Below are 16,427 nucleotides of genomic sequence, written 5' to 3' on the forward strand. Positions count from 1 at the left end.
CGCCGGAGGCAGCCAGGTTAAAGATGCCTCCGGCGGCCCTGCCGGGGGCCCACCTTTTGAAAAGGTTGCCAAACAGGCCTCTAAAAAAACTTGGGTCAATCTAAAACCTAAGGCAAATGTGATTTGACCTGAGGAATCCGCCTACGACCATGTCAATGCGTCACCATTCGAACAACGCCAATGGGCTACGGCGCGACAAGCGAAGGGCAAAGCGCATTTGCAACCTGCTTTCAAGGTGGCACACCTTGCCGCCGGAGGCATTTTTTTGGGCCACTTTAACCATAGAAGGCACGCTTTTGCCCCATACTTTAACCAGAGAAGGCAGTCTTTTGAATACAGAGTTCACCCATTCAACGAAGAAGGGCCGACATCCCCGGGAGGAGTCGGTTACAGGGTCTCTGCCCTCCCTTGTGGCGGCGCTGGGGGCGGGGCTGCTGCCCCACATCCCCCACCTCAACCCCTGGATTCCGATGTGGTGTATCGGGTTCTGGGGGTACGCGGCCCTGTCTGAGACCCGACGCTGGCCCCTTCCCCGGATGGTCTTCCGCACCGGCCTGACCCTCCTGGGGTTTGCAGGGGTCTTTCTCTCCACCGGGGGGATCATAGACAACACCTTCGGAGCGAGCCTCCTGTGCGTCATGGCCGGATTGAAGACCTTGGAGATAAGGCGGGAGCGGGACCTGTTCATTACCATTTTTATCGCCTACTTCATGGTGCTCTCCAGCCTCTTCTTTTCCGCGTCCCTGCCCATGACCCTTTACATGGTAGGGGCCATGATTCACATCACCGCCATTTTGCTCCGCCTCCACTGCCCTGGGGTGCCACTTAAAGACGCGTTCAAAGTGTCCGGGGCCATCACCGGCACGGCCATTCCCCTGACCCTGGTGCTCTTCTTCTTTTTCCCTCGGATCCAGGGCAACCTCTTTGGCATCACCCCCCGCCCGACGGCCACCTCTGGTTTTTCGGATACCCTCTCCCCTGGCAGTGTCTCCCGGCTTGCCCGAAGCGATGCCCCTGTCTTTCGCGTCACCTTTGACGGCCCCATCCCGCCCGCCGATGAACGCTACTTCCGCGGCATCGTCTTCCAGACCTTTAACGGCAAGACCTGGCGCTCTGCGTCCCAGCCCCCAGCCGGTGCCTTCATCGAGGCTACGGCCAGCCCCGTCTCCTATGAGATGATTTTTGAAACAAAAAATACAGATCGTTTTTTCCCCCTGGACCTGCCCCTGGCGATCCCGAAAGTCACGGGCATCCGCGCCGACTACACCCTTAAAAAACCCACCGGTGGACTTAAGGGAACGGCCTACCGATTTCAATCCGCCACCGCCTACCACACCGGCCCGTGGACTCCCTGGGAGGCCCTGTTCACCCTCACGCCGAAGGGAACCAACCCCCGAAGCCGTGCCCTGGCCCGCCAGTGGAGAGCAGAGGCCACAGGGCCGGAGGAGATCGTGGAAAAAGCGCTTCGCTATCTCGAGACCCATGACTTTCTCTACACCCTGACGCCCCCGACCTTAAGCGGCCAGAGGGTGGACCAGTTCCTCTTTGACACCCGAAGAGGGTATTGCGAACACTACGCATCCGCCTTTACCTTCCTCATGCGGGCGGCCGGCATCCCCGCAAGGATTGTGGGAGGATACCTCGGCGGCACCATCAACCCCTTCGGAGACTACCTCATCGTCCGCCAGGCCGATGCCCACGCATGGACCGAAGTCTGGCTCGACGGCAAGGGCTGGGTGCGGGTAGACCCCACCTCGGTGGTGGCACCGGATCGGGTCTCCCGGGGCGCGGGCTTCGGGCTCCCTGAGATCGATCGGCCCTCCTTCTTTCTTGGGGACAGGGCCTCTTTCCTTGCCCGGGGAATCGATCGGCTGCGCCTGGGATGGGACGCCATCAACTATCAATGGGACTCCCAGGTCATCGGCTATTCCGACACCCTCCAGGACGACTTCTTAAAAAAACTGGGGATCTCCTCCCGACACTGGACCGGATGGCTCAAAGCCACCCTCTGGGGCCTGGCCTTCTGCGCCCTCATCGTGTCCCTGGCCTGGCTGGCCGTAGAGTGGCGGGGAAGAAAACGAAAACCACGCGTCCAGGCCAGCTGGCGTCTCTTTCAACGAAAGCTTGAGAAACAGGGGCTCACACGCCATGCCGCCACCGGCCCTCATGATTTTCTGGAGCGCATCAAAAAAGAACAGCCCCACCTCTACCCGGAGGCACGGACCATTACCCGACTTTATGTGGCAATCACTTACGGAAGGGAGGGAGCAACCCATGAAAAACAAGGTGAATTGAAACGGGCGGTTGCACGTTTCAACCCGAAGAAACTCCATCCTCGGAAACAGGGATGGAAGGCAGGGGTTTGACAGGATATTTTTTTCGTGTAAACTCAGGGGTCAATTCAATCAGGACAACACAAAAAACAGGATGTGGATAACCATGAAAAAACGACTGAGAAAAAAACTGCACCTGGGTGAATTCCAGGAGCTTGGCTTTACCCTCAATATCAAATTCAATGCCGAAAATACCAACGAAGCCCTCGATGCCTTTGTGGATAACCTCCTTGACGAAGTGATCGATCCCGCAGCCCTCGATTTCGGCGGCGGCGGTGACCGCTTCGACTTTGCCGGGTTCGTGGTTCTCGCCGCTCGTGGCAGCGTCACTGAAGAGCACCGCGCGATCACCACCGCCTGGCTCGAAAAGCGTGAGGATGTCACCTCCTTTGAAGTCGGCGAACTCGTTGACGCCTGGCACCCATAGCCCGGGTAATTTTTTGAGCAAAGGCGCGGCCTTGGACACCTCCGTCCGTCCTGACCTGTTCAGGAACCGCGCCTTTGCCCGGGGCGCGTCAGGGTCCCTGACGCGCCCCTCTTTTTTGTCGATGAACCAGAAAAACATTCCCCAGCAGACTGAAACCAAAAAGAGCCCCCATCAACGGGGGAATCCGATGGGTCCCTTCCAGTACCGCCGTTTCCTGCAACGCCGTCTCTACCGCCACCTCGGCCCGGACCGCATGCCCTCTGCCATCGGTGACGAACACCCGCCACGTGCCCGTGTGATTCGGGATAAACGCAAACCCACCCCGCTGGTCTGTCCGCCCATTCTGAAATTCCAGCTCGGCGTTTTCCGGAGAGAACACCGCCACAGAGCAATACGCCAACGGATCGCCGGTGGCATAATAAAACGAAAGAGACACGGCATCGGAGACCTCATGCCGGGTAAACCCGGTTCCATGCGCCAAGGCGTCACCACCCCCCCAGAGAAAAACCAGGCAAATCAGCCACACCATGCGTCGTAAGGCAAAGCGCTTCCGCATAAAAGCCGGCCCTGTCATCATCCCACCCCAAACACGAGAACGGCACGAATGACATGTTTGTCATATTCTGACGTGGGGACCTCTTCCTTCTTCTCCACCCGAATCATCCAGGTCCCGTCATGGGTGACCTTTATCCTCGCGAGCCCGTCTGCCCCGGTTGTGCTGTAATATGCGTAGGTATTGGGATCCCCGGAAAATCCGTCATACGTGGCCAGGATTTCGGTGGCCAGAGGCTTGCCCTTGTAAAGCACCTTCACGATCAGCTCCTCACCGGGGGCCACCGACGCAGGGTCTGTGACAGGGATAATTTCAAGGGCCTGTCCAAGCACCTTGGCGTAGCCCTTGTCAGGATGCCCGGAGGTCACCAGGGTCTTGCAGAATTTTTCGTACTTGCCGCTTTCGATCACCCCTTTGCACGCGCTCTTGGGGGCCTGCTTCCACCCGGAGGTGGTCTGGGTCCAGATCACCCCTTTTCGATGGCCACTGAGGATCGCGGTCCCTTCACCCGCCAGGGAGACAGCCCCGTCAAGTGTCATCAGAGTCGCGTTTTCCGTCAGGGAGACCGGCGTCTCTCTGTCGTTGGAAACCAGCCCCACCGACACGCTGGCCAGGGGTTCCACCTCTTCACTCACCATAAACACATGGGCGGAAAGGACACTGAAGGGGAGCGTCTCACCCATAGCAGCCGTGTTTTTTACCGGCTTGATAATGAATTCGTGGGCGCTGAGGCTCGCAGCAAAGACAAAACAGCCCATAAAAACAGCCAAAAAAACAAGTCGATTGCACCGTTTCATACCATCCTCCAAAAAAGAAATTGGGTTTATAAAAAACAAAAAAGGCCACGACGGGATGACAGACCGCTTGTTGCGGTGCATCAGCCTTCGTGGCCAGACGTTTTTCCTTTTCAGCCCCTCTCCAAACCCAAGGGACGATCCTGCATGCCGAACTTTTTCTTTTTGAAACCTGCGGGTTCCGATTACTTAATTTACTCTCACAACAGCATTAGCCTGTCAACTGTTTTCATACACAAACAATAAAGTTACGGCCGCTAATACCTCGTCTGATCTCTCAAATTTTCATCCACACAACTCAGTTCCTCATCACATCCGGGTACATTTTTCTTCAAAAATCCTGTATAGAGCGGTAGGTTCCAATTACTGCGGTGAGACCTTGCGCTGCGCAAACCGTCTTCCAACTCCATGCCATAGAGGTCGAAAATGAAAAAGAGTCTCCCTGGGGTCACGCCCCGCATCTGCGCGCTCCTGATTTTACTCCTGCTCGGAATAACAGGCCACGCAGCCCATGCCGCCCCCCCCACCCTTCGGATCGCCCTGCTGCCCATCCCCGATGTCCTGCCCGTCTTTGTCGCCCAGGAAAAGGGCTACTTCGCCGACGCCGGCATTCGGGTGGAGACCCTCTCCGTGGGCAGCGCCCTGGAACGGGATCAGCTCATGCAGGCAGGCCGCATTGACGCCATGGTTAACGAAATGGCCGGAACGGCAAGCTTCAACAGGAACACGGTCCGCATGAAGATCGTGGCCGTGGCCCGGGCACCGAAAGGGGCCTCCCCCCTCTTCCGCATTCTTTCGAGCCCCACCTCAGGGATCACCACCCCGGACCAGCTTAAAGGGGTGCCCATCGCCGTCTCCAAAAACACCGTCATTGAGTACCTCACCGACCGGCTTCTTCAGGAAAAAGGATTCTCCAAGCGCGAGATCGTAAAAAAATCGGTCCCGGTGCTGCCCGAGCGGATGCAGCTCCTCCTCTCAGGCCAGATCAAAGCGGCCACCCTGCCCGACCCTCTGGCCTTTGCGGCCATGAAAGCCGGAGCCCATGTGGTTCTGGATGACACCCACGCCCCCTTTTACAGCGCCAGCGTCCTCTCGTTCAGTGCCGAAACCCTGGCGGCAAACGAACCTGCGGTAAAGGCCTTTATCAGCGCCTGGATGAAAGCGGCGGCGGACCTCAATGCCGATCCGGAGAGCTTCCGGCCCCTGATGCTGAAAAAAATCCGTGTGCCCAAAAACGTCCATCAGAGCTTTTCCATCCCCCCCTTCCCCATCGACACCGTGCCCACCCGGGCCCAGTGGGAAGACACCATGGCATGGATGGTGGATAAAGGCCTGCTCAAAGCGCCCCTTTCCTATGAACCCTCTGTTGTCCCCTCCGGGACCCGGGAGTAATCGCCACCGTGAACGCCCCCATGATCGATATCGACGGACTTCGCTTCCACTACCGGGATCGAGGCCTTCTCTTTGACGCCTTCTCCCTGGCCATTGCCAAAGGAGAGGCGTGGAGCATTATCGGGCCTTCCGGCTGCGGGAAAACCACCCTGCTTTACTTAATGGCCGCCTTGAATCGACCGGACGCAGGCGTTATCCGTGTGGGCGGAGTCCCCCTGGAGCGCCCCCGCCCCCGCACCGGCCTCGTCCTTCAGGATCACGGCCTCCTGCCCTGGGCCACGGTGGAGGCGAACACAAAGCTGGGATTTAAAATCCGAGGATTCTACGGCCCCGACGGCAGGCACAGCCCCAAAGATACGGTGAGAGATCGGACAACCGAAGACGCCCTCACCGACCACTGGCTCTCCTGGCTCGGCATCGATCATTTAAGGGAAAAATACCCCGCCGACCTCTCCCGCGGGCAACGTCAGCGCGCCGCCATCGCCCGCACCCTGGTCCTCCAGCCCGACCTCCTGCTCATGGACGAGCCCTTCTCCGCCCTGGATGCGCCCATTCGAGAAGAGCTGCAGCGGGTGATGAACCGCTTTCACCGAGAGACAAAACTCACCAGCCTCACCGTCACCCATGACATCGAAGAGGCGGTGGTCTTAGGAGAAAAAATTCTGATCCTCTCCGATACCCTGAACCAGGTCCCCACGGTCATTGAAAACCCCCACGCAGGAGACCCTGACCTGCGAAAAAGTGCCCAGTTTCTGGACCAATGCGATCGACTGAGACGGCTTCTGGAGCCTCGGAACCGAAAGGGGGAGGCATGAGCGAATCCCGGCAACGCACCACCCCCATGGGGACTCTCCTGGGCAGCCTGACCCTGCTTCTTCTCTGGCAGGGAGCGTCCATGCTCCTCGCGCGCCCCATCCTGCCGCCCCCCACCGTCGTCGTGCCCCTGTTCCTCGCCGCCCTCCCCGGAGACCTGGGCCTTCACCTTTTGGCCAGCACCGCCCGAGTCCTGGCGGCTGTCTTCCTTGCCGTGATCACCGCAGCCCCCTTGGGCCTGGCCCTGGGCCAGTTACCGAAACTCGATCGCATCATGGGACCGCTCATCGCCATCATCTACCCCATCCCCAAGATCATCTTCCTTCCCGTGATCTATGTGCTGCTGGGCATCACCGATTTTTCTAAGATCATCCTCATCGCCATCATCATCTTCTTCCAGATCCTGGTGGTGGTCAGAGACGAGGCGGCAGGACTCCGCCGTGAACTCATCGTCTCGGTCCAATCCCTGGGAGCCGGCAGACGCGCCCTGTTCCGTTATGTCTATCTCCCGGCCTCCATCCCGGCTGTCTTAACGGCCCTGAGGGTCTCCGTGGGCACCGCCGTGGCGGTCCTCTTCATCGCCGAACAGTCCTTAACCAGTTGGGGCTTGGGCTATTACATCGTGGTGGAGACCTATCAGGTGCTCATGTACCCGGAAATGTACACCGGCATCATGGCCATGGGGCTCCTGGGAGCCTCTCTTTATGGACTGATCCACGCCATTGAAACGCGCTATTCAAAGGGATAAATATGCGCACATAAAATGACCCCTATCGCCTATTGCCTTTAGCCCTTAGCCTATCGCCTATTGCCCTTAGCCTTTAGCCTATTGCCCTTAGCCTTTAGCCTATTGCCCTTAGCCTTTAGCCTATTGCCCTTAGCCTTTAGCCTATTGCCCTTAGCCCTTAGCCTATCGCCTATCGCCCTTAGCCTTTAGCCTATTGCCCTTAGCCTTTAGCCTATCGCCCTTAGCCCTTAGCCTATCGCCCATCGCCCTTCCCTCTTCCGGAGTCTCCTATGATTTCTACAACAAAAACAATCCAAACCATCACGGCATCGCCCTGGTTCCTTGCCATCCGCCCCAAGACCCTGCCCGCCTCTGCCGCCCCGGTGATCGTGGGCACCGCCTGTGCCGCAGGCGACGGGGGATTCGCCTTGCTGCCAGCCCTGGCGGCCCTGTTGGGCGCCCTGCTCCTGCAGGTGGCCGTCAACCTGGCCAACGACTACTTTGATGACAAAAACGGCATCGATTCAGAAGAACGGGTCGGCCCCATACGCGTCACCCAGAGCGGCCTGATTCCTGCCCGGGCTGTCTTCACCGCCATGGGGGTCTGCCTTGTGCTGGCCTCGGCGGTCGGTGTCTACCTCATGATGAAGGGCGGCCTCCCCATTCTTCTCATCGGCCTCGCCTGCATCCTCTCAACCCTTGCGTACAGCGGCGGCCCCTACCCCATCGCCTCCAACGGCCTGGGTGAAATATTTGCCTTTTTCTTCTTCGGGCCCGTGGCTGTCTGCGGCGCCTACTACGTGCAGACCCTCCAGATGGGCCTGCGCCCCTTCATCGCCTCCATCCCGACAGGACTGCTGGTGGCAGCCATCATGAACGTCAACAACTTAAGAGACATCCACACGGACACCGCCGCCGGCAAGCGAACCTTGGCCGTTCGACTGGGTCGAGGGAAAAGCTCGGTGATCTGTGGGCTTCTGATCCTGATTCCCTTTCTCATGCTCCCCCTGCTCCACCTTTTCGGCGTGATCAGCGGCTTCGGCTACCTGGCTCTGGGGTCTGCCCCCCTCACCCTGCCCCTGCTGCACGCCCTGTTTTACGTGGAAGGCACCCCGTTAAACCAGACGCTGGCCAAAACCGCCCAACTTTCGGTCCTCTTCAGCCTCCTGCTTGCCATCGGGCTCCTCTAAGAAAAGACAGGTCATGGCCGCTCCTGCCATGGCCTGTCCCCGAACAATCCTCGGTCGGCCTTCGCAATAAAACAGAACGCTCATGATATCCGCCCATTGGCGAAATCAGGCGAACGTCCCATCAACATCGTTTCGCACATATGTGATATATCAGATATCAAACAATTTCACGCGATTCCCCTCATTTTAAAGGGTACCAACCCCTCGCCTGCGACCACATTTAACGTTAACGTAAGCTCTTGCCGCGAAAAAAATAACGTTACCTCTCCTTGCATTATTCGGCCTATCGGCATAAAGCCCGAATAAAATTCGGATCGGTCACCCCCCTTTTTGTAAGTCATTCTAAAACTTATCCCGATAAAACCGTCCAAACCCATATTTTTCCATTGATTCGTGCCTCTCCGAATCAAGTCGACACCACGATATCTCACTCAATTTTTTCTTGAACTGTCATATAAACTGTGTTTTGGTTCGGCCTTAACGGTCTAACTAATGATTTAAAGCGCTGCACTCATGTTGCGTACCTTTGTTGAGTTCTCCTGAATGATAGAGAGAAGTCCCCAGGTTAAATTTGCTCATCCTTTATAATATGAGCCCGCGATACCATACGTGGTGATTGCAAACCTCTCTTCATCATGGATACGTCTGTCTGAGCAGAAGAACACGATCCGTACGACCTGACCGCCTATATTATTGCATGACTCACGACGTGTATAAAATCGCTGAGATCCGGCGACAGATCGGTGAAATCAACCAGCCTCACCACGCCGCCAACAAAAGACGTTCATGCCTTTCAGGAGACAGGAATCAGCAGCGCTATAACCACCGCCATCCGCATCACGATAATTTTGATTTAAAATATATTTAAGATCACTTGAGAAGGAGAATTGTCATGCGTTTTGCCAAGAACAACGATGTACTCGGAACCGTAAACCGTGGAAACCCCGCTGAATCAGGTCTTTGCACCCTTTGCCGCGCCGATTGTCAGGGCAAATGCGAAACCTGGCTTTCCAGTATGGTTGGCCGTAAACTTCTCTATCCCCGTGATTTCGGAGTCGTCACCGCCGGCGCCAACAACACCACACACCTAGGTGTTTCCTATAACTCCCTGCGAATTCAGGGTTATGCCTACGGCGCACTGGGCTTACAAGACCACCTCACAAGCGACCCGGACGACTGCATCTTCCCCAACGTGGATTTGACCACCGAATTCGGCAATGAGATCAAGACCAAATGCCGTATGCCCCTGATGACCGGCGCCCTGGGTTCCACCTTCATCGCCGCCAAATACTGGGATTCCTTCGCCATTGGTTGTGCCTTAACCGGCATTCCCATCGTCATCGGTGAAAACGTCGTGGGCGTGGACCAGAAGTCCATCATCGAAAACGGCCAGGTGAAGAACTCTCCCGAGCTCGACCGCCGCATCGACACCTACCTGCGCTACTATGACGGCTACGGCGCCATCATCGTTCAGCTTAACGTGGAAGACACCCGAAACGGCGTGGCCGAATACGTGGCTGGAAAATACGGCGACAAGTGCATCATCGAGCTGAAATGGGGCCAGGGCGCCAAGGACATCGGCGGGGAGATTCAGGTCTCCAGCCTCGATTACGCCATCTTCCTTAAAGAGCGCGGCTACGTGGTCGACCCCAACCCTCTGCTCCCTGAAGTTCAGGAAGCATTCAAGAGTGGGTCCATCAAGACCTTCGCACGACACAGCCGCCTGGGCGGAACCAACCTCTCCAGCGTGGAGCTCGTTCGCGAAGACTTCATGAAGAGCGTGGACTACCTCCGCAGCCTGGGATTTGCACGCATTTCCCTTAAAACCGGGTCCTACGGTATGGAAGAGCTGGCCATGGCCATCAAGTTCGCCTCCGAAGCCAAACTGGACCTTCTGACCATTGACGGCGCCGGCGGCGGCACTGGCATGAGCCCCTGGAACATGATGCAGAGCTGGGGCGTCCCTTCCATCAACCTCCACTCCAAAGCGTACGAATACGCAGCGGCCCTTGCGGCCAGTGGACAGGACGTTGTGGATATCTCCTTTGCCGGCGGCTTTGCCCTGGAAGACAGCATCTACAAAGGCCTCGCCCTGGGCGCCCCCTTCACCAAGATGATCTGCATGGGCCGCGCGCTCATGATCCCGGGCTTCCTGGGAGCCAACATCGAAGGTGCCATCAACCACGAGCGCAAAGAGAAGATCAACGGCAACTGGGATGCCCTTCCCAAGACCGTTACCCAGTTCGGAACCACCCCCCAGGAGATCTTCTCCTGCTACTACGACGTAGAGAAGAAGGTGGGTAAAGAGGAGATGGCCAACATTCCTTATGGCGCCCTGGGCATCTGGACCCTCACCGACAAACTCGGCTGCGGCATCCAGCAGCTCATGGCCGGAGCCCGTCGTTTCTCCATGAAAACCCTGAGCCGAAACGACATCTTCGCAGCCAACCGCGAGACCGCCGAAGAGACAGGTATCCTGCACATTTCAGACAGCAATGACCAGTCCGCTCGAAAGATCCTCCTGGGTTAATCCCCTTGAGGAGACCGCGTCGTTGGTCACAGTATGAATAAAAAAAGCCCCCGGATTTCGGGGGCTTTTTTTATGAAGAGAGGCAGTCTGGCATATCGGTGCGAAGATTAGGAACGGTTTTGCGGACCTCATCGAGGGTCTCGGGGCGGGAGCGGTAAAGGCTGCGGTCTACCTGGGCGGCCCCTTTTTCAATATCGGTCACGGGCCAACCGGCCTGGCACAGGCGCGTCAGCACCCCTGCCGGATCGCTTAGCATCTCCGCATGGGCCACAGGCAGGATCTCCGAATCGCCCCTGGCCTTCACGTCCCGCACCACCGCCTCCACCAGTTCGTGGTACCGCTGCAGGACAAAGGGCGGACGACGCTGGAACATCTTAAGGTAACTGACCTCAATCTCTTTGGGATCACGCGTCATAAAACAGATGCGATAACGATGGACAGGCAACCCCTTGAGCCGCCAGTGAAGCACTTTGATCAGCTCCCCATCAAACATTCCCGGAAACCCGGGGTCATCAAACTCTCCCCGGCCCAACTCAAAAAAGCCCTCCGGGTTGGGATGGTAATCCCCGCGACCGTATTTCTTTCCAAGTACCTCATCCTTGCGGCTGTTATACCGTGCGGCAAGCCCCGCCCCCTGCAGAGCCTTCATCATCATTGAGGTCCCGGAACGCATGTATCCCGACACAATATACACCGGCTTCTCCATTCTCCCACTCCCCTTCCATCAAGACGTTTTCCCTTCGTATAGTACACCTTGTGCCCCCACGCCACCCCTTTCCGGCCAGGTGAGCCGCCTTATCCCTGATCTTTCACGAGTCGAGGGTTTGATCGCGCCAGGCCCAAGGAGGCAAATCGGACAAAGGTCTTTTCTCTCATTGCTTCCAATGGTATGAACGAACCGCGTCCACACGGTACCCCCAATCAAGAAGGAATCCCCCATGGCCCCGCGAATCTTCACCCACAACCACCCTGTCAACCCGGAGATGCGCGCCGCCCGCATGGGCCATCGTCCCCTGCTTCTCTGGTTCACCGGCCTGAGCGGTTCGGGAAAATCAACCCTGGCAGGACACCTTGAGCTTCGCTTTCATCAGGAAGGGTTACACACCTTTCTTCTGGACGGCGACAATGTTCGTTCCGGGCTCAACCGGGACTTGGGACTCTCCACAGCCGACCGAAACGAGAACATCCGCCGGATCGGCGAAGTGGCCGGGCTCTTCTTAGATGCCGGACTCATCACCCTTTGTGCCTTCATCAGCCCGTTTCGCAAAGAGCGGGAGGCCCTCCGAACCCAATTCGGAGACCGGTTCATCGAAATCCACGTGACCACCCCCCTTGAGGTCTGCCGACAGCGGGACCCAAAAGGCCTTTATGCTAAAAGCGACCGCGAGCCCCTCTCCTGTATGACCGGCGTGGATGCCCCCTACGAGCCCCCACAGGCCCCCGAAATCCAATTGGACACCACCCACTTAAGCCTTGACGCCTGCACTCTCCTGCTCTTCAACCAGATCGCCCCTGTTCTGAAAAAGGGATCCTGAAATGGAATTCACCGCCATCGTCCTCATCATTGTCTCCGCCTTCACCCACGCCGGCTGGAACCTTTTGGGAAAACACGAGCACCCCACCCTCGCCTTTTTCCTCGTGGGAACCGTCATCGGGACCCTTTGCCTCTCACCGATGGTGATGCCCGTGCTCTCCAATGTGAGTCAATTCCCGGCCTCTGTCTGGATCCCCCTGACCCTTGGCGGCCTCTTTCAATGTCTCTACTACACCAGCCTCTCCGCGGCCTACCGAAGCGGTGAACTCTCCGTGGTCTATCCCATTGCCAGGGCCTTTCCCGTGATCTTCGTGGCCCTCGGTGCCTTTCTGCTGGGACGGGGAGACACCCTCTCGCTTCACTGCCTGCTGGGTGGGGCCTTCATCATAGCCGGCTGCTTTGTGCTGCCCCTGGCCTCCTTCCATGAAATTAAACCCGCAAACTACCTCAACCGCACCTCGGCCATCGCCCTCCTCGTGGCCCTCTGCACCGTGGTCTACTCCCTGGCCGATGACCATTGCCTCCGCCTGCTCTCGCCCCTGACAGGCCAGAGACTCTCTTCATTCCGGCTCTCCGTGCTCTACCTCTTCGTCCAGAACCTCACCAGCATCAGCTTCATGCTCCTGCTCGTTCTCTTCAGGGCCCAAGGGAGACAACGACTCCGACAGGTCATCACCCGACGCCTTAAAAATGCCGCCATCACCGGCATCGGCGTCTCCGGGACCTACAGCCTGGTGCTCACCGCCATGAACTTTGCCTCGGACGTCACCTACGTAGTGGCCTTCCGCCAGCTCAGCATCCCCATCGGTGCCCTCATGGGCATGGGCATCCTCAAAGAGAGCCGCACCGCCCCGAAATTTGCGGGTATTTTTATTATGTCCATCGGGCTCGTGCTCGTGGCCATCGGGTAAGGGCATGAAAAAAAAGCCTCCGGCAAGGTGACGCCACCTTGAAAGCGGGTTTGCGAATGCGCAGGGAGTATGAAGGTCGGCACCGTACGCCACAAATGCGTGATTTGGGCCTGGGTCAAATCAGGGTTACACGTTTAAATGTGGCCCATCATCTCGGACCACATTTGTTGAAAAGTTAAAGAGAGCTGGGGCCCACAGAAAAAGAGCATTGCCAAGGTTTTGAGAATGGAGTGGAAGCAACACCACACCCTCCTGGGCGCGCCGTGCTCCGCCGCGGCTTTTTTTGCCGGGGGGCTTGCCCCGGCCAGAGTTCCCCTGAAATGCTTATTATTGAACCAAGCCCAAAAGAGGTTCCGGTGGAAAGGGGGCGCAAGGGCACCCTTATGTGATGCGTTGCCGACGGTGTGGGGGATGTGAGGTAGGGTGTGCTTGCGCACCGTGGACCCACCGTAACGGTTATGGAGATGCATTGCTTCGAGAGCTCTCCCGGCGATTCGGGGAAGAATTCGGCAAAGGATTCTTCGTGGCCAACCTCAAAAATTTCCGGCGATTTTATATAGCCTTTTCGGATCTTGAAAAAGGCTACGCGCTGCGTAGCGAATAGGGCTGGCCCCAGTACCGGCTGATATGCCAGACCCCCAAAGCATTCCGTTTCCATAGCAACCACCATCGTGCCTCTGACATGGCGTATCACGTGGTCAGCCAAACATTCTTCTATGGAAATCTTCCTAAAAAGCAGATATAAATTCCCCCCAATAGAACATAAAAAAGACCAAAAGGCCCCACGGGGATACCCCTTTTTCTCTTATAATCAGATGCTTCTAAAAAGTCGATCACCGCTTTTCTGTTCATAAGCCACAGGTGTATGTCCGAAGAACCATACCAGAACAGAGAGACAGCCCCCTTTTTATGAAGCAATCACAGAGTCGCCATGCAGCTTATGACAACTGGGAGTTCGCGATGAGCCAGGTCAACGAAAAGATATTTATTGATGCCCTTCAGATGGAAAGAGACTGTTGGGGATTTGCCAAGAAAATATACACCGCCGGAGAAGACTTTGACATCCTCTCAGGCATCACCCGAGGGGGCGCCCAGATCTGCATCTACATGCAGGAGGTGTTTGCGCTGCTCTCCGGTAAATCCAAGGAGTTCACCACCATCCATGCCCAGTCCTACACGGGAATCGCCCAGGCCGGTGAGGTGAGGGTGGAAAACCTCGAATCTTTGAAGCGCCGCATGGCCAAAGGCAAACGCCTGCTCATCGTGGACGACATCTTCGATCGAGGAAAGACCTTCAAAGCCGTCTACGACAAGGTCGTGGCAGAGGTGGAATGCAACCCCGAAGACGTAAAAATGGCCGCCCTCTACTACAAGCCCGAAAACTCCCAGGTGGACATCACCCCCGACTTCCACTACCGCACCTACGCCTCCCAGGACTGGCTGGTGCTCCCTCATGAGCTGGAAGCCCTCTCCAAAGAGGAGCTGGCCGCCAAAGGCTTTATTTTTCCCACAGCCAAAAGCTAAACGGCTTTTAAGCGACACCCCGAATATCAAGCGGGCCGCTCTGGAATGTAAGCCCCCCGGTTTAGCCCGGATATTTCACGAGTTGGGTGCGCTCATATGCAAGGCATCAGAGCTGCAGATGTAGTAGTTTACCTCAAAGCTCTGATAACGCCGCAGATGAGTGCACCCGGCTCGCCCGAAGGGTGAGAAAATCAAACAGAATACCGTTGATTACATTTTGCATTTTTGAAACGACTAAAAGCATTACTACAAAGAGCTGTAATTATAAGTTATTCCTTGGCTCTGATTGTTTTCTCATGAAATATCCGGGTTAGCCGGTCGCTTCCTGCCCGAGAAAGGCCCGCACCGGGTCAAGGCGTGTTTTACACGAGAGGGTCTGGCCCTCGGTGTCATGAAAAAGCCAAAGACCCTCTCTTTGTTTGAAAATCGTCAGGGAGAGACGGGCGCCCTTTGTTATGCCTGACTCCAGGCCCAGCCTCTCCCGGGGTACCACCGCCACGGCACGAATGACCTCCTCCAGAGACAGCCCCAGGGCCAAGCAGGACGACGCCACGGTAAATAGAGACCGATCGCCGCTCATCGACGAGAGAAGGTGGAGATCCGTGCTGAGGGTAAAATCACGAAAGCCCTGATCCAACGCGGCTTTCGCCGTCTCAAAAGAGAAACTGGTCATGCCGTGGGCCAGATCAAACCGAACCCCCCGCGCCAGGGCCTCGGAGACCTCCGGCTTCAGCGCCCCGGAGGCCGAAACCACGGCGTTGTCTTTTCGAAAAGCGTGGGAAATAATATCTCCCGGCCTGGCAAGGAAGAGAAAATCCAGGAGCGTCGGAGGGGAGGCCCCCAGATGATACATGACCGGCAGATTAAGCTCCTCTCCGAGTGAGGCGGTCGCCCTCGCCAAAAAAAGAGGATCGTCTGCATACAGGTTCCCCTGATCGATCCGAACCTTGAGTCCCCGAATCAAATCCGGACGCTGCGCCGCAAGAAGGCGCGCCCCCACCACATCCTCCACCCCCGGCCCGTTCGGGCTGGCCAGATTGGCCAGAGTGATCCCGTCTTTACGCAGGTTCAGCATGGCGTAAAGAGGAATGGGAGCCTCAGGAACAATCCCTTCCGCAAAGGACGCGAAGGTCTCCGGGCCATAGGTCCCGGCATCCACCAGGGCCGTCACCCCTTTTTTCGGACCCAGGCGATCCACCGATAGCCCCATTCCCCCCACATGGCAGTGGGAGTCCACCCAGCCCGGTGAAATGTACTGCCCGCGGCAATCTTTGCTCGTCACCTCCCCCCGGTCAATCCAGGGAGTAAGAAGCGCGGCGAGTCGCCCCGAGTTGTCCATCTCCTCCACGACGCCATGACTCACCAGAAGATCCCACCGAGAGAAGCCGCCCCCCACAAACACAAGCCCCCCTTGAAGCAAAAGGGTCTCGGCCTCATCATCGCAACCGGTGAGAAGCAAGGCCGTTGCAGGAAAAAGCGCCGCCAATGCCGCGGAGCCACACACCTTCAAAAAATCTCGTCTGTGCAATGAACACCTCATGTCGAAACTCCTTTCCATGTGGGCCTGTAAAATCGCGGGAAACACTGCCGCCGCTTTTGTCATCGCCAGCCAATATGGGCCAAATTTACACGGCCTTTCTGTTTCCAGGCCTTCTCATCTTCCTGTGACGGATCCTCTTGTCGGGGAGATCGCCGCCTG

General features: G+C 57.2%; 15 protein-coding genes. 11 read left to right on the forward strand and 4 right to left on the reverse strand.

Annotated features, from left to right (window positions below):
• Positions 1-329 precede the first annotated feature (329 nt).
• Both Q1Q75_RS15795 and Q1Q75_RS15800 read left to right on the forward strand, forming a co-directional pair.
• Positions 330-2,366, forward strand: coding sequence for a DUF3488 and transglutaminase-like domain-containing protein (locus Q1Q75_RS15795; protein WP_300672578.1), 2,037 nt, complete (start codon positions 330-332; stop codon positions 2,364-2,366).
• A 73-nt stretch (positions 2,367-2,439) separates the two neighbouring features.
• Entirely contained in the window at positions 2,440-2,760 is a 321-nt protein-coding gene (locus Q1Q75_RS15800; RefSeq protein ID WP_300672580.1) for a YggL family protein, read from the forward strand.
• An 88-nt stretch (positions 2,761-2,848) separates the two neighbouring features.
• Here Q1Q75_RS15800 and Q1Q75_RS15805 read toward each other — a convergent pair whose 3' ends face one another.
• Together Q1Q75_RS15805 and Q1Q75_RS15810 are read right to left on the reverse strand one after the other, a co-directional pair.
• Positions 2,849-3,241: a hypothetical protein gene (locus Q1Q75_RS15805; protein ID WP_300672582.1), complete on the reverse strand. Its 393-nt coding sequence runs from the start codon at positions 3,239-3,241 to the stop codon at positions 2,849-2,851.
• Positions 3,242-3,333: 92 nt separating this feature from the next.
• Complete coding sequence (locus Q1Q75_RS15810) at positions 3,334-4,110, reverse strand: DUF4198 domain-containing protein (protein WP_300672584.1); 777 nt, start codon at positions 4,108-4,110, stop codon at positions 3,334-3,336.
• Between the two features lie 423 nt (positions 4,111-4,533).
• Here Q1Q75_RS15810 and Q1Q75_RS15815 point away from each other — a divergent pair, with 423 nt between their 5' ends.
• From Q1Q75_RS15815 to Q1Q75_RS15835, 5 genes are all read left to right on the forward strand, one after another.
• The gene (locus Q1Q75_RS15815; RefSeq protein WP_300672586.1) at positions 4,534-5,499 is read left to right on the forward strand and encodes an ABC transporter substrate-binding protein; all 966 of its coding nucleotides are present in this window, start codon (positions 4,534-4,536) and stop codon (positions 5,497-5,499) included.
• A gap of 8 nt (positions 5,500-5,507) precedes the next feature.
• Positions 5,508-6,314 carry an ATP-binding cassette domain-containing protein gene (locus Q1Q75_RS15820; protein ID WP_300672588.1) on the forward strand — a complete coding sequence of 269 codons (807 nt, stop codon included), beginning with the start codon at positions 5,508-5,510 and terminating at the stop codon, positions 6,312-6,314.
• Positions 6,311-7,060: an ABC transporter permease gene (locus tag Q1Q75_RS15825; RefSeq protein WP_300672590.1), complete on the forward strand. Its 750-nt coding sequence runs from the start codon at positions 6,311-6,313 to the stop codon at positions 7,058-7,060. The genes Q1Q75_RS15820 and Q1Q75_RS15825 overlap by 4 nt, the downstream gene beginning before the upstream one ends.
• Positions 7,061-7,329: 269 nt before the next feature.
• Positions 7,330-8,229 carry a 1,4-dihydroxy-2-naphthoate polyprenyltransferase gene (locus tag Q1Q75_RS15830; protein WP_300672592.1) on the forward strand — a complete coding sequence of 300 codons (900 nt, stop codon included), beginning with the start codon at positions 7,330-7,332 and terminating at the stop codon, positions 8,227-8,229.
• Positions 8,230-9,121: 892 nt separating this feature from the next.
• Positions 9,122-10,759: a glutamate synthase-related protein gene (locus Q1Q75_RS15835; RefSeq protein ID WP_300672594.1), complete on the forward strand. Its 1,638-nt coding sequence runs from the start codon at positions 9,122-9,124 to the stop codon at positions 10,757-10,759.
• Between the two features lie 70 nt (positions 10,760-10,829).
• Here Q1Q75_RS15835 and Q1Q75_RS15840 read toward each other — a convergent pair whose 3' ends face one another.
• A complete protein-coding gene (locus tag Q1Q75_RS15840) occupies positions 10,830-11,465 on the reverse strand; it encodes a hypothetical protein (protein WP_300672595.1) in 636 nt (211 codons plus the stop codon).
• A 232-nt stretch (positions 11,466-11,697) separates the two neighbouring features.
• On the opposite strand from Q1Q75_RS15840, the gene cysC reads away from it, so the two are divergent.
• From cysC to Q1Q75_RS15860, 4 genes are all read left to right on the forward strand, one after another.
• A complete protein-coding gene (gene cysC / locus Q1Q75_RS15845) occupies positions 11,698-12,294 on the forward strand; it encodes an adenylyl-sulfate kinase (RefSeq protein ID WP_300672596.1) in 597 nt (198 codons plus the stop codon).
• 1 nt (position 12,295) lies between these two features.
• Positions 12,296-13,204: an EamA family transporter gene (locus Q1Q75_RS15850; RefSeq protein WP_300672597.1), complete on the forward strand. Its 909-nt coding sequence runs from the start codon at positions 12,296-12,298 to the stop codon at positions 13,202-13,204.
• Positions 13,205-13,592: 388 nt separating this feature from the next.
• Positions 13,593-13,808: a DUF1016 N-terminal domain-containing protein gene (locus Q1Q75_RS15855; RefSeq protein ID WP_300672619.1), complete on the forward strand. Its 216-nt coding sequence runs from the start codon at positions 13,593-13,595 to the stop codon at positions 13,806-13,808.
• Between the two features lie 356 nt (positions 13,809-14,164).
• Entirely contained in the window at positions 14,165-14,728 is a 564-nt protein-coding gene (locus Q1Q75_RS15860) for a phosphoribosyltransferase (protein WP_300672598.1), read from the forward strand.
• 310 nt (positions 14,729-15,038) lie between these two features.
• On the opposite strand, the gene Q1Q75_RS15865 is transcribed toward Q1Q75_RS15860, so the two are convergent.
• Positions 15,039-16,268, reverse strand: coding sequence for a hypothetical protein (locus Q1Q75_RS15865; RefSeq protein ID WP_300672600.1), 1,230 nt, complete (start codon positions 16,266-16,268; stop codon positions 15,039-15,041).
• Positions 16,269-16,427: the final 159 nt, after the last annotated feature.

This window comes from Desulfoluna sp. (assembly GCF_030145185.1).
Lineage (GTDB): Bacteria > Desulfobacterota > Desulfobacteria > Desulfobacterales > Desulfolunaceae > Desulfoluna.